We start from the raw sequence: 21083 nt of genomic DNA, 5'->3' as shown, positions 1-21083 counted from the left end.
CAGTGTTCTTCTATTTTCGACCCCAAAACACGCCTGCGACTCCAAACGTGTACGGCGTGTAATTGACTTCGCGGAATCCAGCAGCCTTCATGCGAGCCAGCATCTCAGGCGGCGGCGGGAAACGCGCAACGCTGGCAGGCAGATATGCATAAGGACCACGCGTTCCAGAGATAACTGAGCCTATTGCTGGTAAAACTCGGCGGAAGTAGAAGCGATAGAGCTTTCCGAGCAGGCCAGGTGGTTCTCCAAAATCGAGAATCGCGACCTCACCCTGATCAGCTAGTACACGATGGATCTCGCGCAGGCCAGCGTCATAGTTGGCAAGATTTCGGAAACCAAAGGCCGAGGTGACGAGATTGAAACGGCCATCCGCAAAAGGCATCTGCAAGGCGTCGGCTTCAACCCATTCAATGCGGCGACCAGCGCTCTTCTGGACAGCGCGGCAGAGCATGGGGTGCGCGAAATCAGCTCCGACGAGAGAGGCACCGACTGGGCCAGCTTGCCGGTATAGCGCAAAGGTCATGTCCCCTGTGCCACAGCACAAATCGAGCACCGTCGCATCGTTCCGACGCAGGATGTGACGAAAGCGGCGAGCAGTGCGCCACCACCAGTAACGGTCCACATTGAACGAGAGCACGTGATTGAGCAGATCGTAGCGCGGCGCAATGGTTGAGAACATTTGGCGCACGGCATTCGCCGCGGCTTTCTGATCCTGTGCGGCTGTAACGCGCGCTCCGGGCGTGGTTGGCGCAGCTTCGGTCGCGGGCGCCTGTTTCAACTTATCCATTGGCTGATTCCGTTCTGACATTTTGCAAGACTAAGCCCGGGAGAGATCGCGAAGCTCAGCGACCACCTGCAGCACCGCTTTTTCGGGCACATCAGTTGTGACATCCACCTGGCCGACATGCACGGGGAGAATGAAGTGAACCTGTCCATCGAGAGTTTTCTTGTCGCTCGCAAGACGCCGAAAGATGGACTTAGGCTTTACCTCGACAGGAGGCAGGGCTGCATAGGCAAGAACGAGGCTGATGATGCGCTGGGCCTCTGCAGGCGTGGTCTTTTGCATGCCTACGGCGATCATGGCTGAAGCGACCATTCCCCAGGCAACAGCTTCTCCGTGAAGAAAAACTTTGTACGCGGTCTCAGCTTCGAGCGCGTGGCCAATGGTGTGTCCGTAATTCAGGATCTTGCGCAGACCATGCTCTTCTTCGTCCTGTCCGACAACATCGGCCTTCACACGAACGGACTCGGAAATGAGCCACTCAAGGGCTCCGGGCTGCTTCGAAAGAATCTGACCACGGTTCTGCTCCATAAACTCGAAGATGCGCGGATTGCGGATAACCCCGGCTTTCAGGGATTCATAAAGACCCGAGCGATATTCCCGATCGGGCAAAGTGCTGAGCACTTGCGGGTCAACCAACACCACTTCCGGCTGCTTGAAGGTGCCGATCAGGTTCTTTCCCACCGTGAGATTTACACCGGTTTTGCCACCTACGGAGGAATCCACCTGCGACAGGAACGTTGTTGGTATCTGCACGAACCGGATGCCACGCATGTAGATGCTGGCAAGGAATCCGACTACGTCGCCCACCACTCCGCCGCCGAGGGCGATCAGCACGGTGTTGCGATCCGCCTGCAAGCGAACAAGTGCATTGGAAAGACTCTCGATGGTCGCGAGATTCTTACGACGCTCGCCATCCTGCATTTCAAGCACGTCCACCTTGGCTCCGTCGCTGGCAAAGGAGTCCACCAGCAGCTTGCCCCAGTGCTTGCGAATGGGCGCAGCGGTGACAACGACGAAATGACGAGCAATGGGTACGGCTTCGCGGATGTACGTAGCCGCAGAGCGGAGTAAGCCCTGCTCTATGACGACGTCGTAAGACTTGCTTCGAGTTTGGATTCCAATTCGGATCAAGCCTCTATCTTACAGCAGCGAACTGTTTGGTGGAGAGCTCTGGATGTGAGTACATATGCTGTGCAGATTCAGGGTGGTACCATCGAAGCTTGCCATGAACTCGTACGACTTTATCGTTGTAGGCGCGGGTGTTGCGGGGTTGCGGGCCGCCATTGAACTCAACCAGTATGGGACCGTGCTGTGCCTCGCTAAGCAAGAACTGACTGAATCGAACACACAATATGCGCAGGGCGGCATCGCTGTTGCGTTGGCCCCCGATGACTCCCCCGAGATTCATCTGCAGGACACGTTGAGAGCCGGAGCAGGGTTGGTGAACGAAACTGCCGCGCGTGTTCTGGTGACAGAGGGTCCACAGCGAGTTCTGGAACTGCTTGAGTGGGGTGCGCAGTTTGATCGCGATGAGGAAGGCAAACTGGCCTTCACGCGAGAAGGGGCACACTCGCGCAATCGGGTGCTGCACGCCGATGGAGATTCGACCGGGCGAGAGATTGGGCGCACGCTTTACGAAAAAGCCAAGAAGCTGAATAACGTTCAGCTACGAGACTACGGTTTTACGCGCGACCTGCTTGTACAAGATGGTCGAGTGGTCGGCGCGGAAGTTCTGAATGACGATGGCACGACAGAGTTGATGACCGGCCGCGCAGTGCTGCTGGCGACAGGCGGCGCGGGGATGGTGTTCGCGAACACGACGAATCCCACGGTGGCGACCGCTGATGGTCCGGCGATGGCGTTGCGAGCGGGCGCAGAGCTGAGCGATATGGAATTTCTGCAGTTCCACCCTACTGCGCTATTCGTCGAGGGTGCACCGAGGTTCCTGCTGTCGGAGGCTCTGCGGGGTGAAGGCGCATACCTTCGCAACAGTGAGCACGAGCGATTCATGCCGCGGTATCACAAACTGGGGGAGCTAGCGCCGAGGGACGTGGTGGCGAGGGCGATTCATCAGGAACTGCAGACGAGTACGGCGCCGAAAGCACTAGTGTTTCTGGACGTCACTCACCTGAATGGAGAACGGCTGAAGGTACGGTTCCCGCGTATTTACCAGACTTGCCTCAGTTACGGAATCGACATAACACGCGACCTGATTCCAATTCGCCCCGCTGCTCATTACATGATGGGCGGCGTGCGCACGGATCTGGACGGACGAGCATCGCTGACGGGGCTGTATGCAGCCGGAGAAGCAGCATGCACAGGAGTACATGGAGGAAACCGCCTAGCCAGTAATTCTCTGCTGGAAGGATTGGTATTTGGCGCACGTGCAGCGAGAGCAATGGTGGGCGAGGCCGCTCCGAAAGTCTTGGATGCAAAAATTGGGAAGAGATGCACTTGCCAGGGTGATGGCAATGAGAAGCAACTCAAAGCCGAAGTGCAACAGTTAATGGAAAGCCATGTTGGAATTGTGCGCGATGGCGAGCGGCTCTCGGCGGCGGTCCAGCGACTGCAGGACATTCTCCGGGCTCTGCCGCCCTCATCGACAAGACTGCGCGCAGAGGCACGCAACATTGCGCAGAGTGGATTGGCAATTGCGCGCTCAGCGCTGGCGAGACGGGAGAGCCGAGGCGGGCACTATCGCATTGACTTCCCAGCAAAGGACGATGCGAGTTTCTGTCGCCATTCGGTGCTCGTCGACGGAGATGTCCGTTTCGACTGAACCTGTGGAGAACGCCGCTTGGCCAATCTGCAAGTCTGCTGTTATGATTGCGAAGTAAGGAAACGCAACACACCCAGATAGTGGGGCTATAGCTCAGCTGGGAGAGCGCATCGTTCGCAACGATGAGGTCGTCGGTTCGATCCCGACTAGCTCCACCAAAGATTCCCCTCCTCAGATTCTCTTCTCAATCATCCTAGTCCGACGGCAATAGCGACGCTTTGAGCACGTAGTAAAGAGCGTTCGGGTTGAGATACATGTTCACCGCTGGTGTGCCGTTCATGTCCAGCTTGTCAGTGATGATCTCTCCCACAACATACGATGTTGACCCCGAAGTTCCACTGAAACTTAAGCTGTCGTTGAAAGCGCTGGAGTTGCAATTTGTACCCAGTTCCGAACCATCGGTGGAATTGCATTGATGGAAATACATTGTGCCGACAATCGCGGAACTACCGTTGCCACCCCATGATGGAGATGCCGAAGTCGAGCGATTCTGAAAGAACACAATTCCGCGTTGCATGCCGATCGGGTCGCTCGCACCCAGCGGGTCTCCGTATTCGTCTGTGCATGGGCCTAGGAGTACGTTGCCATCGAGCGTTGCGGATGCAAGGTTTGCCGGGATCATAGAAGAAGAACTGCATTTCACGCCATGTTGCAGTTGTCCCGTGCCAAGGACGGTATTGATGTTGAAAGCACTGGGACACTTCTTGCCTGAATTCGCGGAGATGTCTACCGTCCCCTTGTGGAGGTAGAACATTGTGCCTCCTATTGCGTTCGATCCTGTGCTCGCATTGCTGCTGGGGCGAATGCAGGACTGGGAATCCGCAGAGAAATCGTCATCAAGGTAGTAGATTCCTGGATCAAAGATAGACGTGCCCGAGACGTTTATTCCGTGCGGATAGTAGCCCGGTTGATACTTGGTGCATGAGCCAGAAGTGGCTGCGGGGCACCCTTCTTGCCCTCCTTTAACCGAGCTTGTGCTCGGCGAATTGCCGGGTAGCTTGGGGACGGGCAGCATGAACAAAGGATCTGGAATTGGAGATGAGGGTTGGAGCCACCCCGTTGCTGGCAAGAGTGTGAAACCTGGAGAATCAGGCCCGCCATACACGCCAAAGTTTGCACCTGTCCCATTCGGTCCAGCGGCCCTGAGATCGACCTTCGGATTTCCTGAGTCTGTGACGGCGCTTGCGCTACTCGAGTTGACTTGAATGCTCGTTTCCGGGCCGCCCGAAATTGTGATTTTGCTCGTATTGCCTGAACCTTTCATGTCGAGGGCGCCACTGACACTGGGGTTAAGCACCAGCAGCGGAATGGGGGCGTTCGACATAACCAGACCGCACTTTGCTTTTGCGGCAACATCGACGGTTCGCGAGGCGGAGACCACTCCGGCAAAGTAAACTGGCACCCTCTCCGTAACGACAATCTGGACGTAGGGGTGAGTCACTGCTCCTGACGCATCACACACGTCTCCATGATTCGTCGGCGTGCAGACGGGGACACCTGAGACCGAACCGGGGAATGTGACTGCGATATTGCTGGACGCAGAACCAGAGACGAGACCGGTTCCGTCGTATCCATTGAGCTTCGCGTACTTGCATGGCGCTGCGGTCTGATGATCGGTGCAATCGAAATCTGTTCCGGCAGTGAAGCCGCTGGAGGAACTTGGGGTCGAATAGAGCATGTCCATCACAGCCGCCGTACAGGCGGAGTCGGCAGCGCTCTGAGCCGCCTGCTTGTGAAAATACAGCCCGCCGTAATCGACCGCAAAGGCGACAATTCCAAGCAGAAAGAACCCAAGCGCGAGTACTAGGAGAATCATGGTCTGACCGCGCTCACCGCATCTGCCGCTATGAAGCTTGCTCCAACGTCCAATCAATCTGTGGTTCATAAGGCACTGTCCTCAATAAGCGATTCGTCCCTCGGCGGCTGCGTGGATCGTGGGAGGAGTCCAGCCCAAAGAGATATACGGTTTATATGGATAAGTAACCGTCACCTGCACACGATTGGTGACGCTGTTGTTTCCGTCCAGATAACACACGTTGACGGTCATGCCAGACAGGTCATGAAACGCAAGTCCGGCGATGTAGCTTGTAACCACCGTCTTTACGCCCGCAACATTGGTCGCGCAGTCAGACGTCGCGCCTGTAGTTGGTCCGCTTGCAGCGGAAGAGTTGCTCGCACCGTGGACGATTGCATATCGAACGCCCGACTTCGCCGCATCGGCCATGAGGTTGTAGGTATAGACGAGCATTGAGAGTTCCCAAAGCCAGAAGCAGGTGACGAGCACAATCGTCGTGGTCAGTGCAAACTCGATCAGAGCGCTGCCGCGCTCGCGTTTGGACGCAGTTGTACCGCTCTTGCCGACTCCGTTCAGTTTTGCCATGACAGGTGCCTCAATTCATGCCTCGCACCGAGACGTGGCGCTTGAAGGTGCAAAGGACGTTACCTCCACTGGTTGAACATGCAGGGCTGGCCAGCAGAGCGATTCCGAAAACTTTGCCTGGAACGATGGGGCGAAACTGGTAGTTAATGTCCACACGATGCAGCACGAAGCTTGATGGTTCAGGGTCGGGATCGGGATTAGGAAAGCTCGGAGCTGTTCCCTTCCCGGTGGTCAAGCACTTCGCGGTGCCGGTTCCTTTGCCATTTGTGCCGATCGATGCGGTGCAGACCCTGACGAACGCGCTATTGGGGGACGCGAGCGCTCCAGACAGGTCTTGCACGGTCAGATCACTTACGGGGTGGTTGCTAGATGATTCCACGGGTAACGAGTGGCCATGGGGCGTAGCAGAGCCGAGTGTGGAGTATTCCGCCCCACTGCGTACGGCTCCCGTGAGGTTCACCATGACAACGTAGAAATACCCGAAGTTGATGGCGTTTAAGACGAGCATGATGAGAAGCGGAATCGCAAGCGCCGCCTCAATCAGCGATTGTCCAGAATCAGAATTGATGACTGACGAGCGTTTGATGACCATCGCCAGAACCCCCTGCATGCTCGATTACTAGGTGACTGAAGTACATGGCCTGAAGGACAGAGGCGATAGCCGCCTTTAGTGCAATCGTATCCCGTAATTTCTGGTCGTCAATCCCTCAAATGTGAGTTTTTGGATTTGCGGCCCAAATTGGTTCTTATTGGGCGCGTGTGCAAAAACATGCAGCATTTCAGGGCGATTCACACAACGTGCAGGGCTATCCGTTTCCTGCGACTACGCTCTTGGTCCTCCGGGAGTTCATGCCGGGGTACACGAAAAAGCCCACCTGGTAAAGGTGGGCTGGAGAGTCGTAGGGGCACGGTTTTCAAATCATTCTTCCGTTCCCTTCAGCTTGGTAATCACCGCGAGATCTTCGAGCGTAGTGATGTCGCCTTTGACTTCGCCGCTGGTGGCGAGTTCGCGCAGGAGGCGGCGCATGATCTTTCCGGAGCGGGTTTTGGGTAGCTGTTCGGTGAAGCGGATGTCGTCAGGCTTCGCCATGGCGCCGATTTCTTTGGCTACCCAGGTACGAAGTTCTTCCTTCAGAGCAGCGCTGGGCATCACTCCCCCTTCGAGAGTGACGAATGCAGCAACGGCTTGTCCCTTGATGTCGTCCGGGCGCCCTACAACAGCAGCCTCGGCGACCTTGTCGTGCGCAACGAGGGCGGATTCGATCTCCATCGTCGAGAGGCGGTGGCCACTGACATTGAGCACGTCGTCAACGCGCCCCATGATCCAGATGTATCCGTCCTTATCGACACGAGCACCATCCCCGGTGAAGTAGACGCCGGGAATGTCAGACCAGTACTGCTTCACGTAGCGGTCGGGGTCTCCGAAGATGGTACGAGCCATGGCAGGCCACGGTTGCTTGATGACAAGGTATCCACCTGAGCCGAGCGGGACCTTCTCTCCACTGCGATCTACTACCTCGGCAATGATGCCGGGGAATGGGCGAGTGGCAGATCCGGGCTTGGTGGGAATAGCACCCGGAAGGGGCGAAATCATAATGGCGCCGGTTTCAGTCTGCCACCAGGTATCAACAATGGGGCAACTGCCCTTTCCGATGACCTCTCGATACCACATCCACGCTTCAGGGTTGATCGGCTCGCCGACGGAGCCGAGTAAGCGAAGGCTACTAAGATCGTGGCGATTGGGGTATTCGTCTCCCCACTTGATGAACGTTCGTATGGCCGTGGGTGCGGTGTAGAAGACGCTCACCTTGTACTTCGCAATGAGCGCCCAGAAGCGGTCGAGGTCAGGATAGTTCGGCGCTCCTTCATACATCATCGTGGTCGCCCCGTTTTGCAGTGGGCCGTAAACGATGTAGCTGTGTCCGGTAACCCAGCCGATATCGGCAGTACACCAGTAAATATCGTCTTCCCTGAGGTCGAAGATCCACTTCGTCGTGATGTACGTCCCGACACCGTAGCCGCCAGTAGTGTGCACAATTCCCTTGGGCTTTCCAGTTGAGCCGGACGTGTAGAGGATGTAGAGCGGATCCTCGCTGTCGAGCGGCTCGGCCGGGCAAGTAGGAGACGCCTTGGCCACAACATCGTGCCACCAATGATCTCGCCCTTCCTGCATGTTGACCTTGGCTCCCGTGCGCTGATAAACAACAACGCTTTTTACTGTGGGGCAGCTTACGAGGGCTTCGTCGACGGTATCCTTCAGCGGGAACTGCGAGCCGCGACGCCAGGATGCGTCCTGCGTAATCAGCATGCACGACTTTTGGTCGTTGACGCGATCCACGATAGCGTTTGCGGAGAAGCCTCCGAAGATGACGGAGTGTACGGCTCCGAGGCGGGCACAGGCGAGCATAGCGACCGGGAGCTCGGGAACCATGCCCATGTAGATAGCGACACGATCACCTTTTTTGACTCCGAGATCTTTCAGTGCGCTGGCGAAACGCTCGACTTCGGCGAGTAACTGCGCGTAGGTCAGCGCTCGAGTGTCGCCGGGCTCTCCCTCCCAAAGAATGGCCGTCTTATTGCGACGCTCGGAAGCAACATGTCGGTCGAGGCAGTTGTAGGAGAGGTTCACCTTGCCACCAACGAACCACTTTGCCCATGGAGCTTCCCAGTCGAGAACCTTTGTCCAAGGTTCAAACCAATGCAGCTCTTGAGCGATGTTTGACCAGAAAGCCTCGGGATTCTCGGCGGCTTCGGCGTACAGGCGCTTGTATTCATCAACGCTCTTGATATGGGCCTGCGCTCTGAACTCCTCAGCTGGGGGGAATACGCGGTTTTCTTGCAGGATTGAGTCGATATTGACGCTATCTGCGGGACTGATGTTCGCCATTCGGGCTGCTTCCTCCATTTGTGTAGCGCGGGATAGGAACCCGCTGAAGTGGTTCAAATGTGCGCAGGCGCTTACTGCTCGAGCGTTGAAATATCTCCGATCTCCTGGCCGGTCTCCTTGGCCTTGAGAAAACGCCTCATGATTTTGCCCGATCGAGTCTTGGGCAATTGCGTTACAAACTCGAGAGCGGACGGTGTTGCAATAGGTCCGAGTTCGCGGCGGACATGTTCAATCAAAGCAGCCGACAACGCGTCGCTTGCTTCGTGCCCAGAACGCAGCAGCACAAACACCTTGATGCATTCGCCACGCATCGGGTCAGGTAATCCGATGGCAGCCGCCTCACCCACAGCGGGGTGAGAGACAAGAGCAGATTCAACCTCAGCGGTTCCGATACGGTGGCCTGCGACATTCAGAACGTCATCGGCCCGGCCAATGACGGCGATGTAGCCCAGATCGTCCTTCATCGCCACGTCACCGGTGACATAGCAACCCTCAATCTGCTTCCAGTCGCGCTCATAGCGAGCGTTGTCGCCCCAGGCAGTGCGCATCATGTGAGGGAACGGACTCTTCAGAACAAGGCGTCCACGCTCGTTGGCTGGAACCGAATTGCCTTCGGAATCGACCACGTCAGCCAGAACTCCGGCGAGCGGGATGCCAGCCATTCCGGAGCGATAAGGCATAGTGACCGGAGTGCCGAGCGTGGGGCCGCCAAGCTCGGTCTGCCACCAGTTATCGACGACGTAGCCCCATTTGCCATCTCCAGCAAGATACGTCTGAGCCCAACGCCACGCTTCCGGGTTGAGTGGCTCTCCGGCGCAGGCGATAACACGCAACGAACTCAGGTCGTGAGCGGAGGGAAACTGCTCGCCGTAGCGCATGAACATGCGAACAGCAGTCGGGGCAGTGAACATCTTCGTCACGCCGTAGCGCTCGACAATCTCCCAAGCAATACCGGGGTTTGGCCAGTCGATAGCACCTTCACGGAAGACCGTAGTAGCACCGGCGCAAAGCGGCCCGTAGACAATGTAGCTATGTCCTACAACCCAGCCTATGTCGGATGTACACCAGAAAAGATCGCGAGGGCTGACATCGAAAAACGTACGCAGGTGATAGGTGATGCCCACCATGTAGCCGCCATGTACGTGAACCACTCCCTTGGGGCGTCCGGTAGTGCCGCTGGTGTAGAGAATGAAGAGCGGGTCCTCCGCATCCATTTCCTGCGCGGGACTCTCGGCAGAGAACTTGAGCAGGTCGTAGTAGTTCACTTCTCGAGCGCTGGTGGGCTCGTAGTTTTCACTTCCTCGCGGGACAACAATGACGTTCTGAACAGTGTCGAGGCCATCAAGAGCTTCATCCACAATGGGTTTCAGCGGCACAGTCCTGCCACGGCGAACACCGGATTCACCTGCAATTACCACCTTTGCCTGCGCGTCGGTAATTCGGTCGCGTAACGCTGTGTGCCCAAGTCCGGCATAAACAACGGAGTGAATGGCCCCGACTCGAGCACAGGCGAGCATGGAAACTACGCCCTCAATTGTGAGCGGCATGTAGATTACAACGCGATCGCCCTTCCCTACTCCGAGCGAGCGGAGGCCATTGGAAAAACGGCAAACCATGCGATAGAGCTGCCCGTAGGTGACCACGCGTTCGGAACCGTCTTCGCCGAGCCAAATGTAAGCAACGCGGTTGAAACGGTCGCTCTTTGCATGGCGGTCGAGGGCGTTGAGGGTGATGTTGGTCTTGCCACCTACAAACCATTTGTGGTGAATGCCATCCCACTCGCGAACCTTGTCCCACTTCTTGAGCCAGGTATAGCTCTCGGCTTCCTGAGCCCAGAAGGCTTCAGGATCCTCGATGGAACGCTTGTACTCGGAGAGATAGTCCTTGACGATGGCGTCGCGCTTCACGACTTCAGGCGCGTCGTAGGAGTATGCCGGAGAAACGACGTCCGACTTGACGGGACTGCTCATGAGAACACTCCTTTAAGTTTGACTGCCTAGGTTGAACGGAGTTGCGAAGATCAGAATGCTGAAATGTCCCCCACCCCTGGGAGACAAATCTGAGCCGCGATCGCGTATGCCATCCAGATTTCTACGCCGATCAGCGCGTTCGGCATCATATCAAATCCAATGAGCAAAGCGGATTGCAGGTTCGAGTCTCCCGCGTTAAGTCAAGAATGAATTGGGGACGGCGTTGGAGACGGAGGAGGCCTTGGAATTGGCCGGCAAACTGGAGTACTAAGTAAGAAAGCTTAGAGTCAGGGCACCCGAGCTATCCCGAGTTTCGTTTTGGAGTTGCCTAGTACCACCCCAACCCGAAATATTTGAAAAGTTTCCTCTAGCATCCAGAGCTAGAGTCTGTAATCATTATCACAAGCAGAAAGTGATGTGAGTCACTTCCGGAAGACACCGGTAGACCAAGTCACGTCACTGTAGGGAGGGTGAGTTGGGATCACCATACGGCTTGGAACTCGTTGAGAACTGCCTGATATGTAAGCTGCGTACTGACAGCTTCTTCTGCGGTCTCCCCAAGGCGTCCCTGGAAGCCTTTGAGAAAATCAAGTTTACTGCTGCCTATCCTGCCGGAGCAGTTTTGTTTGTCGAGGGCCAGGCGCCGCGTGGCATTTATATGTTGTGCAAGGGGCGCGTAAAACTCTCAACGACCTCCAGCGATGGGAAGACACTGATATTGAAAATTGTGCAACCGGGTGAAGTCCTGGGACTGCATGCTACGGTTTCAAACACTCCGTACGAAATCACGGCTGAGACGGGTCAACCTTGCCAGTTGAACTTCATTAAGCGAGAAGATTTTCTTCGGTTCCTGCAGCAGCACGGCGATGCTTGTCTGAAGGCGGCACAGCACTTGAGCCGCGATTGCCAGTCGGCCTACCAACAAATTCGTTCTCTGGGCCTCTCACACTCAGCGCCGGAGAGACTCGCTCGCCTGCTGCTCGAGTGGTCGCATGGCGAGGGCGCCGACGAAGCTGGAATGCGGATCAAGGTCGCACTCACGCATGAAGAGATTGCTCAGATCATCGGCACTTCCCGCGAGACGGTCACGAGAACACTGGCCGACTTCCGGAAAAAGCAGATTGCTGTGTTGAAGGGTTCGACCTTGATGATCCGAAATAAGCCGGCGCTAGAACGGTTAGTCGGAGCATAAACTTTAGCTTTGCAAAAAAGAAAACTCGCCATTTTGGCGAGTTTTCCCGTTTTGGCACACTTTTTAAACGTTGAATTTCTCCGCAGTAATGAAGACCCTCCCTGCTGATTTCTTCAACAATGTAGCGATATCAAGCAATTTGCTGTTGCACTATGCAGCATGCACAGCAAATTCGTGAGTCATACAGCACGAGATGAAGTGACGCTTATCACAGAGATACTAAACATACAGGTACATTGTTGCTGGCATCGGATAGCCGAACAAAATATTTGGGTTGGCGAAACGATGAGAGATCCCGCTGATGCGGCCGATGTCTAATTGGACCGCATAGCATGTCCGAAGCCACAGGCTCCGGCACGCAGTTTCACTTCGGGCGAAGCAAAATACTTCGTCTGCTGAAATGTCAGGCAGTTGGAAGAGCATAACGCTGGAGATTACCCCGGCGGAAGTATGTGTGATGTGGAATTCGGGCGCCCTTGATGCCGGAGCCACTGCACGCTCGACCACAGCGGCGCGAACCGCTGGCCTGCGTGAAGGTGATCAACGAAAGATCGTGATCACCGAGCGACTCTGTCTGTAGTTCAATCCCGCCTAGATCCCACGCCAAGTGTAAAGAATCCGACTGACATGGATATGCCAGCCGTTAGCGGTGCGGAGATCTTATGAGCAAGGCAATTCTTTACGATGCTACCCAATGCATCGGCTGCAAGCAGTGCGAGACCGCATGTGCCCAGCAGAACGAACTCCCCTACGATGACAAGGTCGCAGCGGAATCCGTTCAATCGGACCACAAATTTACGGTTGTTCTCGCGAATAACGACAAATATATGCGTCGGCTGTGTATGCATTGCGAAGAGCCGGCGTGCGCTTCCGCGTGTCCTGTGGGCGCCCTGCACAAGACAAAGGACGGCCCGGTGGTTTACGACGTCTACAAATGCATCGGTTGCCGGTATTGCATGGTGGCCTGTGCATTTGGTCAGCCCAAGTATGAATGGGGCAAACTGAATCCACGCGTACGCAAGTGCATTATGTGTCCCGACCGTGTCGCGAAGGGACTTCCGACGGCTTGCGCCGAAGCTTGCCCGACGGGCGCGACCAAGTTTGGCGATCGCGATGCTCTGATTGCGGAAGCAAAAGATCGTCTCCGTCAGAATCCCGACAACTACGTTCCGCATATCTATGGTCTGAACGAAGTGGGTGGAACATCGGTTCTGATGCTCTCCTCCGTTGCGTTCGAGTCCTATGGACTTCCCTCCTCAAAGAAGCTGGGTGACACGGCGATGCCGGATTACACGTTCCGCATCCTCTCGAAGATCCCCGACTTTGTTCCGCTATGGGCGTTGGTGTTAGGCGGCGTTTATTGGATCACGCATCGCCGCGAGGCAGTTTCGCTGGCTGAAGGAGACAACCAGCAGGGAGGTACGAAATGAAGATTAAGTGGACCTTCTGGAAGGTTGTTTTCTGCATCATCATGGTCCTCGGCCTGTACGCAATGGCAGTGCGCTACAGCCAAGGATTAGGCGCAGTCTCAAACTTGAATGACACATTCCCGTGGGGAATCTGGATCGGCTTTGACTGCCTCTGCGGAGTGATGCTGGCCGCGGGTGCCTTCGTCGTAACCGGCACAGTCTATGTTCTCAACGTAGAACGGTTGCACGTTATTGCACGCCCCGCAGTGCTTACCGCATTCCTGGGCTATGTTCTGTTCATTGTTGGCTTGCTGGTTGACCTTGGCCGTCCCTGGTTCATCTGGCACCAAATACTTTACATGAACGTGCACTCGGTGATGTTCGAAGTCGGTTGCTGCGTCATGTTCTACACGACGGTGCTGGCGTTCGAATTCTCAGCCGCAGTGTTGGAACGCTTCAACCTCGAGAAGCCGTTGAAGATCGTCCGCGCCTGCATGGTGCCGCTGGTCATCCTCGGCATCCTGCTCTCGACACTGCACCAGTCCTCACTGGGCTCCCTCTTCCTGATCATGCCTGAGAAGCTACACCCATTCTGGTATTCTCCGGCGCTGCCGTTCTTCTTCTTCATTTCGGCCGTGTGCGTGGGATTGGCAATGACGATCTTTGAATCGTCTGTCAGTTCGCGTGCATTTGGCCGCGCACTGGAGTTACCAGTTCTTCAGGAACTCGGCGCGATTCTGTATGTCTCGTTGTGGGTATATGCGCTGCTGAGGTTCGAAGACTACTACCATCGCGACCAGCTACGCGCGATCTTCCATCCCAGCTACGAAGCCTATTTCCTTTGGGCCGAATTGCTGATGGCGCTGGTGATTCCTTTGTTCCTTCTCTCGTTCCGCAAGGTGAGACTGAGTGGCACTGGTCTGTATGTGGCCTCGGTCATCTCGCTGCTGGGATTTGTGACCAACCGCATGAACGTGGGCATTACGGGACTTGAGCGGTCGGCGGGGATTCACTATGTCCCGAAGTGGACCGAAGCGATGATCACCGTGATGATCTGCGCGATGGGATTCTTCATCTTTGCGATGTGCGTTAAGTACCTGCCCATCTTTGAAGATGAGCATCAGGCAGTTCCGTTGAAGGCACAGAAGAAGGCCCTTGATGGAGCTACCGACGCAGAGCCTGAGCCTGCGTTGGCTGACTAAATACGGTGCGGGAGTGCCCGTAAGCACTCCCGCAATTTCACTGGAGAAACCATGCTTCAGCGTCTCGAATCACGAGTCAAACACGTCAGCACCAAATTGCTCGTGTTGCTGTTGGCGTGCCTCGTCTGTGGTTCGGCATTGCTGGGATATATCAACATCCGCCTGCACCGGCACGATCTGGAAGAGGTATCACTGGAGCAGGCGATAGAAATCAGCGACTTCGTTCGGGCCAGCACCACGCATTCGATGATGTCCAACGATCGCGAAGGCTTGAACCAGACCATACGCGAAATCGGCAATCATAGTGAGATTCAAGGCATTCGAATAATTAACCGCAGCGGCCAGGTTTCATTCTCAAGCGATCCTCGGGAGGCCGGAACAACCCTCCAGATCAACAGCGCACAGTGCCTTGCATGTCATCAGGGCAACGGCAATCCAATGCTCCGCTCACGCTTCCGAATCTATGAGGCAGAAGGCGATAGCGGCAAGCACCGAGTACTTGGCGTAATTACGCCGATCATGAACAAGCCCGAATGTTCAAACGCAGCGTGCCACGCGCATCCCCCAACGCAGCACGTGCTCGGCATTCTGGACACTGGGCTCTCACTCCAGCACGAAGATGCAAGTCTCGCACAGAGCACGATGTGGGTGGTCATTGTGCTTCTGGTGGGAAGTGCATTTGTCGCGCTGCTTGTGTGGCTGGCGATTCGCACCGTGCTGCACACTCCACTGAAGCGCTTGCGGGAAGGCACTGAACATCTCACGCAGGGCGAACTGGGCTATCAGATCAAAGTGGAGTCCGCCGATGAGCTTGGTGCGCTTGCTATAGCGTTCAACAGCATGAGCAGCCAGTTGCAAGCGGCACAGCGCGAAATCACAAGCTGGGCACACACTCTGGAACATAGAGTTGAGCAGAAAACCAGCGAGTTGCAGAAAACTCAGCAGCAGATGCTACAGGTCGAACGCATGATTGCAATCGGCAAGATGTCAGCAGTGATTGCCCATGAGATCAATAACCCGCTGGCTGGCATTCTTACGTATGCGAAGCTACTGAAAAAGTGGATCGTACGCGGGATCGTCAGTGACGAGCAGAAGAAAGAGTCGGTCGAGTCACTGGACCTGATCGCGAGTGAGAGCAAGCGTTGTGGGGAGCTGCTGCAGAACCTACTCTCCTTTTCACGCACAGCTCCCATGAACATTAGCCTCTCGGATTTGAACATGGTGATCGCAAGGACGATCCGCCTGGCCGAGCACAAGGCTGAGATGAGCGGCGTACTGTTGCAGGTTGATTTAGACCGCAATCTGCCGCCACTGCAGTGTGACGCTGCGCAACTTGAGCAGGTGGCACTCGCGATGGTGATCAACGCTATCGACGCGATGCCGCACGGGGGAAATCTATGGGTCTCAACCCGCGTCCTGCCAGGTGGCGAACAACTAGAACTACAGGTTAGAGACGACGGCGTGGGTATTCCGCCGGAAATAATGCCACAGATATTCGATCCCTTCACAACGACGAAAGAAGTCGGCAAGGGTGTTGGACTGGGGCTTGCCGTTTCAAAGGGGATTGTGGAGCGTCACGGGGGGCACATCGAAGTTACTTCCGAACTCGGCGTTGGAACCACTTTCCGGATCATATTGCCAGTGCGCGCGGGTCAAACGAGCCAAGCGCGGGCACAGGCTTCAACCGGCGCGTAAGCACGGCGCGCAAGCGCGGGAGCGGGAAACGTGAGCGAGATCAAAGGTCGTTTGCTGATCGTAGATGACGAGTTGAGCGTTCGGGATTCGCTGAACAAGTGGTTCCGCGAAGAGGGATACGAAGTTGGCACGGCGGAGAACGCAAGCGAGGCTCTGTTGCGCCTTGCCGAGCATCCCTGGGATATCGCATTGCTCGACATCAAGATGCGCGGGACGGATGGAATCGAGTTGCAAAAGCGAATTCACGAACTCGATCCGAACCTGATTGTGATAATGATGACCGGCTACGCTTCGGTGGAAACAGCAGTCGCAGCACTAAAAAACGGTGCATATGACTATGTCACGAAACCACTCGATCCGGATGAGATCGCGCATTTGATGCAGAACGCATTGTCGCATCGAAAGGCGCGAGAAGAGAACGTGCGGTTACGCGAGCAGGTGGATGCGGCAGTACGTCCGGACAACATGGTTGGGCAGAGTGCCGCGATGAAGCGGGTGTTTGAGGCTATCGAGACGGTTGGACCGACAGATGCCACCGTACTCATTACAGGCGAAAGCGGAACGGGCAAAGAGCTGGTGGCGAGAGCCATTCATTTCGCAAGTCCAAGACGCTATCATCCATTAGTCGCAATTCACTGCGGTGCCTTGACGGAGACGTTGCTTGAGAGTGAATTATTCGGACACGAAAAGGGAGCGTTTACCGGGGCGCAATATCGCAAGAAGGGCAAGTTTGAGGTAGCCGAGGGCGGCACGGTCTTCCTGGACGAGATTGGCGACATCAGCCTTAGGACGCAAACCGATTTGCTGCGCGTGCTGCAGGAGCGCGAGATCGTGCGCGTCGGTGGAAATACATCCATCAAAGTTGATTTTCGGTGTGTCGCCGCAACAAACAAGCCTCTGGAGCAGCAAATCGAGGAGGGGCGTTTCCGCCCAGATCTCTATTACCGACTGAATGTATTCCGCATTGAGTTGCCGCCGCTTCGCGAGCGCCGCGACGATATTCCTTTGCTAGCCGATCACTTTGTGCGTAAGTTCTCGCGTGAGATGAACAAGAAAATCTTGCGGGTGAGCCCGCGCGCCATGGATATGCTGCAACAGTACAACTGGCCGGGAAATATCCGCGAACTGGAGAATGCAGTCGAGCGCGCAATGGTGGTTTCTCAGGAACCAGAGCTGCGCGAGCGCGATTTCACCATCCAACCGCACGCTACTACTGCAACGCCTCTGATGGAATCGCGTTCGCTGGACGATATAGAAAAGAGCCATATTCTCCGAGTTCTGGATGAATGCGGCGGCAACCAGACACGGGCTGCCGAAATTCTGGACATTGACCGCGTCACGCTGCACCATAAGTTGAAGAAGTATGGCTGGAGCAAGCAGGCATTAGCTGCGTCTGAGACTCGATGAAGGTTTTACAGTTACTTCCCATCGGGGGACCACATGAACCGATGCTCGACTGGTTACGCTCAGAACTCTCCGAAGCGTTCCAGATTCGGTGCGAGATTCTGAGTCCCCCGTTGCGGCCCGATTTCGCATTCCACGTCGAACGTGGCCAGTACCACTCCAGCGAACTGCTGGGGAGGATGCAGCAGTACACGACATGGAAGACCTGGCGCTTGCTGGGCGTGACGCCTGTCGATCTCTACATTCCTATTCTGACCTTTGTATTCGGGGAGGCTCAGATGGGTGGCAAGTGCTCCGTTGTCTCTTACGCCCGCCTCCGGCAGGAGTTCTATGGCCTTCCTACGGACACGAACTTGCTCGCACGCCGGTTGCTGATCGAATCAATTCACGAACTGGGCCACACGCTAGAACTCCACCACTGCGACGACTATAGCTGCGTGATGTCGAGTTCGCATGCGGTTGAGTGGATAGACCTCAAGGAACATACATTCTGCGAGGATTGCGCTGCGAAAGCCCGTGCGACACTTAGCAAATAGGTACTCGCCTCCGGATACACATCTCTGCAAATTTCGATGTTCAGTGAGCAAGGCCGTGAATAGTACAATCGGCCTTTCTGACAAACTAGACACTTCTAGCTGAGGAGCGCTGAACTTGATTGTCGCCGGAGTGATGAGTGGAACCTCTGCCGATGGCGTCGATGTTGCTATCGTGCGCCTGACCGGACGAGGACTTCGCACGAAGTTCGAACTCATACAACATTCCTCATTTCCCTACCCTTCGGCCGTCCGCAACGCGGTGCTCAACGCAATGAATGCTCAAGACATCGCCGTCAGCGAGTTGGCGAGGATGAACTTCCGCCTCGCAGAGATTTATGCGGAGTGCGTGAAATCCACGCAGACGCAGGCCGGAGTTGAGTGTGAACTGGTAGGGTGCCACGGGCAGACAATCTATCATCAGGGCACGCCTGCGGAGTATCTAGGACAGCAGGTTGCATGTACCTGGCAAATCGGTGACGGCTCGGTGCTTGCTACCCGACTTGGAATTCCCGCGGTGACCGATTTTCGTCCTGCCGATATGGCAGCAGGCGGCGCCGGCGCGCCATTGGTTCCCTTTCTCGACATGATCGTCTTCCGGCACGCTCGAAGAGGAAGAATCGTGCAGAACATCGGTGGGATCGGAAACCTGACCGCCATCCCCGCAGGAGCAAAGGCTTCCGAGTTGTGCGCCTTCGATACTGGCCCGGGAAATATGGTCATCGATGCGCTGTGCGAAAGGCTCTTCGGTGTTCCCTTCGACGACGGGGGCAAGCTGGCAGCACAAGGGAAAGTGCTCGACGATCTGCTCGCAGAACTGATGCAAAATCCATTCTTCCACCGCTCTGGGCCGCGAACCGCCGGACGTGAGGAATTCGGGAGAGAGTACGTCGAGGAATTTCTGCGGCACTGCGGTGATGCGGACAAGCATGATGTGATCGCGACGGCTACGGCGCTAACGGCGAAATCAATTGGGCACGCCGTGAGAGATCTGTCGCGAACTGCGAAATATCACGATTTGTTTGCTTCGGGCGGTGGGACTCAGAATCACACGATGATGGAGATGCTTCGCAGAGAACTGGGTGAGCTTGGAATGGAGGTCAAGACGACCGACGCTGCCGGAGTGCCCTCGCAAGCGAAAGAGGCGATCGCATTTGCGGTACTTGCATATGAGAGTTGGCACCGCAGGCCGTCGAACGTTCCCGGAGCGACTGGAGCCGCTCGAGAGGTGATCCTTGGGAAGGTGAGCTATGCGTAGGTTCACGCTCGCCCTGGCGGGCGTCGTGCTCTGCCTGGGGATGAGCTCGTGCTCGGATCGTAAGCCCGATGCGAACACAGCGGTGATGTTGATTGAGAGCGCTCCGCTGAATCTGGATCCGCGAATCGGCACCGACGCTCAGTCCGAAAGAATAGGAGAGTTGATCTTCGAGGGCTTGGTCCGGCGCGATGAGAACTTTGAATTGCAACCACGCCTTGCCGAGAGCTGGGAGATTTCCGATCCGCTTACTTACGTTTTTCACCTTCGGCGCGAAGTGCACTTCCACAACGGGCAGCCGCTCACATCCGCAGACGTGAAATGGACGCTGGATTCTTTGCTGAGCGGGAAGATTCGGTCTGCGAAAACAAATGCATACCGCTACGTAGATCGCGTGGAGGCTCCTGACGCCAACACGGTAGTGATCCGGCTCAAGGAACCCTACGCGGCGTTGCTGTGGAATTTGTCCGACGGAGCAATGGGGGTTGTACCTGCAGGTTCGGGGGACGAACTCGGACATCACCCGATTGGGACAGGGCCGTTTCGATTCGTGTCCGAGGCTCCGGATCGCGAAGTCGTGATCGAGCGCTATGACCAGTACTGGGGCGACAAGGCGGAACTCGCGCGAGTGCGATTCAGTGTTGTTCCAGATGCTACGACTAGAGCTCTTGAGTTGCGTAAAGGTTCAGCCGACGCGGAAATCAATGCACTGCCCGGAGACACTATTCCAGTGCTGGCGCAGCAGAAGCAGCTCGTTGTAGAGCGCGCTCCCGGCACCAGCTATCAGTATGTTGCAATGAACCTGCGAGATCCCATTCTGAAGAATGACCTTGTGCGGCAGGCGCTGGCATATGCCATCGACCGAGAGACTCTGATCCACTATCTCTGGCGAGATATGGCGCGGCCTGCAAACAGCATCCTCCCGCCTCAGCACTGGGCGTACGACAAAAATGCCAAAGACTATCCGCACGATCCGGCGAAGGCACGCGAATTACTGGACAAGGCAGGACTGCACGCGGACTCTACTGGAGTGAGATTTCGTCTGGTGATGAAGACCTCCACAGACGAGAGCACGAGGTTGCTTAGCGCCGTACTACAGCAACAGTTGAGAGAAGTAGGGATCGCCCTCGACATTCGAAGCTACGAGTTTGCGACCTTCTACTCAGATGTGACCAAGGGCGCCTTCCAGCTTTATTCCATGCGCTGGGTGGGGGGCAGCAATCAGGACCCGGACATTTTCGAAAGTGTTTTTGAGTCGTCGAGCGTGCCACCAAATCGATCTAATCGCGGGTTCTATTCAAATCCTGAGGTTGATCGGCTCGTTGCCGAAGGGCGGCGCACCATAGATGAGAAGCAGCGCGCACAGGTCTATCGCCAAATTCAGGAGATACTGAATCGCGACCTCCCGTATGTAAATCTCTGGTGGGCCGACAACGTACTAGTGCACACGCGAAGGCTGCAGAACATACGCCTAACGGCCGCGGGTAACTACGACTTTCTGCGCTACGCAACACTGCACTGATGAGAGTGTACGTACTCACGTTTTAACCTTAGATTTGATCTAGCTACTAAAGATTTGATCTAGCTACTAAG

17 protein-coding genes and 1 tRNA gene are annotated in these 21083 nt (G+C 55.9%); 11 read left to right on the top strand and 7 right to left on the bottom strand.

Features of this window, described 5'->3' with window-relative positions:
* Nucleotides 1–10 precede the first annotated feature (10 nt).
* Both AC6IZD_RS06880 and aroB read right to left on the bottom strand, forming a co-directional pair.
* Nucleotides 11–787: a ubiquinone/menaquinone biosynthesis methyltransferase gene (locus tag AC6IZD_RS06880; RefSeq protein WP_497786948.1), complete on the bottom strand. Its 777-nt coding sequence runs from the start codon at nt 785–787 to the stop codon at nt 11–13.
* Between the two features lie 30 nt (nt 788–817).
* Nucleotides 818–1915, bottom strand: coding sequence for a 3-dehydroquinate synthase (gene aroB / locus AC6IZD_RS06875; RefSeq protein ID WP_497786947.1), 1098 nt, complete (start codon nt 1913–1915; stop codon nt 818–820).
* A 94-nt stretch (nt 1916–2009) separates the two neighbouring features.
* Here aroB and nadB point away from each other — a divergent pair, with 94 nt between their 5' ends.
* Both nadB and AC6IZD_RS06865 read left to right on the top strand, forming a co-directional pair.
* On the top strand, nt 2010–3563 hold the full coding sequence (gene nadB / locus AC6IZD_RS06870) for an L-aspartate oxidase (RefSeq protein WP_497786946.1): 1554 nt from the start codon (nt 2010–2012) through the stop codon (nt 3561–3563).
* 82 nt (nt 3564–3645) lie between these two features.
* Nucleotides 3646–3721, top strand: a tRNA-Ala gene (locus AC6IZD_RS06865).
* Between the two features lie 35 nt (nt 3722–3756).
* Here AC6IZD_RS06865 and AC6IZD_RS06860 read toward each other — a convergent pair.
* From AC6IZD_RS06860 to acs (AC6IZD_RS06840), 5 genes are all read right to left on the bottom strand, one after another.
* Nucleotides 3757–5448, bottom strand: coding sequence for a pilus assembly protein TadG-related protein (locus AC6IZD_RS06860; RefSeq protein ID WP_497786945.1), 1692 nt, complete (start codon nt 5446–5448; stop codon nt 3757–3759).
* Nucleotides 5449–5460: 12 nt separating this feature from the next.
* Nucleotides 5461–5943, bottom strand: a complete 483-nt coding sequence (locus AC6IZD_RS06855) for a TadE/TadG family type IV pilus assembly protein (RefSeq protein WP_497786944.1) — start codon at nt 5941–5943, stop codon at nt 5461–5463.
* Nucleotides 5944–5953: 10 nt separating this feature from the next.
* Nucleotides 5954–6535 carry a TadE/TadG family type IV pilus assembly protein gene (locus AC6IZD_RS06850; protein WP_497786943.1) on the bottom strand — a complete coding sequence of 194 codons (582 nt, stop codon included), beginning with the start codon at nt 6533–6535 and terminating at the stop codon, nt 5954–5956.
* Nucleotides 6536–6862: 327 nt separating this feature from the next.
* Complete coding sequence (gene acs / locus AC6IZD_RS06845) at nt 6863–8830, bottom strand: acetate--CoA ligase (RefSeq protein ID WP_497786942.1); 1968 nt, start codon at nt 8828–8830, stop codon at nt 6863–6865.
* A gap of 71 nt (nt 8831–8901) precedes the next feature.
* Nucleotides 8902–10800 carry an acetate--CoA ligase gene (acs, locus tag AC6IZD_RS06840; RefSeq protein WP_497786941.1) on the bottom strand — a complete coding sequence of 633 codons (1899 nt, stop codon included), beginning with the start codon at nt 10798–10800 and terminating at the stop codon, nt 8902–8904.
* 475 nt (nt 10801–11275) lie between these two features.
* Here acs (AC6IZD_RS06840) and AC6IZD_RS06835 point away from each other — a divergent pair, with 475 nt between their 5' ends.
* The 9 genes from AC6IZD_RS06835 (at nt 11276) to AC6IZD_RS06795 (ending at nt 21012) form a co-directional block, all read left to right on the top strand.
* Nucleotides 11276–11992 carry a Crp/Fnr family transcriptional regulator gene (locus tag AC6IZD_RS06835; RefSeq protein ID WP_497786940.1) on the top strand — a complete coding sequence of 239 codons (717 nt, stop codon included), beginning with the start codon at nt 11276–11278 and terminating at the stop codon, nt 11990–11992.
* A 454-nt stretch (nt 11993–12446) separates the two neighbouring features.
* Complete coding sequence (locus AC6IZD_RS06830) at nt 12447–12572, top strand: hypothetical protein (protein ID WP_497786939.1); 126 nt, start codon at nt 12447–12449, stop codon at nt 12570–12572.
* 82 nt (nt 12573–12654) lie between these two features.
* Entirely contained in the window at nt 12655–13422 is a 768-nt protein-coding gene (locus AC6IZD_RS06825; protein ID WP_497786938.1) for a 4Fe-4S dicluster domain-containing protein, read from the top strand.
* The gene (gene nrfD / locus AC6IZD_RS06820) at nt 13419–14603 is read left to right on the top strand and encodes an NrfD/PsrC family molybdoenzyme membrane anchor subunit (RefSeq protein WP_497786937.1); all 1185 of its coding nucleotides are present in this window, start codon (nt 13419–13421) and stop codon (nt 14601–14603) included. The genes AC6IZD_RS06825 and nrfD overlap by 4 nt, the downstream gene beginning before the upstream one ends.
* Nucleotides 14604–14654: 51 nt before the next feature.
* Nucleotides 14655–16298: a sensor histidine kinase gene (locus AC6IZD_RS06815; RefSeq protein ID WP_497786936.1), complete on the top strand. Its 1644-nt coding sequence runs from the start codon at nt 14655–14657 to the stop codon at nt 16296–16298.
* Nucleotides 16299–16328: 30 nt separating this feature from the next.
* Nucleotides 16329–17705, top strand: coding sequence for a sigma-54-dependent transcriptional regulator (locus tag AC6IZD_RS06810; protein WP_497786935.1), 1377 nt, complete (start codon nt 16329–16331; stop codon nt 17703–17705).
* Nucleotides 17702–18238 (top strand): archaemetzincin family Zn-dependent metalloprotease, encoded by a 537-nt coding sequence (locus AC6IZD_RS06805; RefSeq protein WP_497786934.1) that lies wholly within the window; start codon nt 17702–17704, stop codon nt 18236–18238. The genes AC6IZD_RS06810 and AC6IZD_RS06805 overlap by 4 nt, the downstream gene beginning before the upstream one ends.
* 115 nt (nt 18239–18353) lie before the next feature.
* Entirely contained in the window at nt 18354–19493 is a 1140-nt protein-coding gene (locus tag AC6IZD_RS06800; protein WP_497786933.1) for an anhydro-N-acetylmuramic acid kinase, read from the top strand.
* Nucleotides 19486–21012, top strand: coding sequence for an ABC transporter substrate-binding protein (locus AC6IZD_RS06795; RefSeq protein WP_497786932.1), 1527 nt, complete (start codon nt 19486–19488; stop codon nt 21010–21012). Before AC6IZD_RS06800 ends, AC6IZD_RS06795 begins: the two co-directional genes overlap by 8 nt.
* Nucleotides 21013–21083 lie beyond the last annotated feature (71 nt).

Source organism: Koromonas humicola (assembly GCF_059726255.1).
The sequence above is the reverse complement of the archived record's forward strand: the minus strand, read 5'-3'. Positions and strand labels throughout refer to the sequence as shown.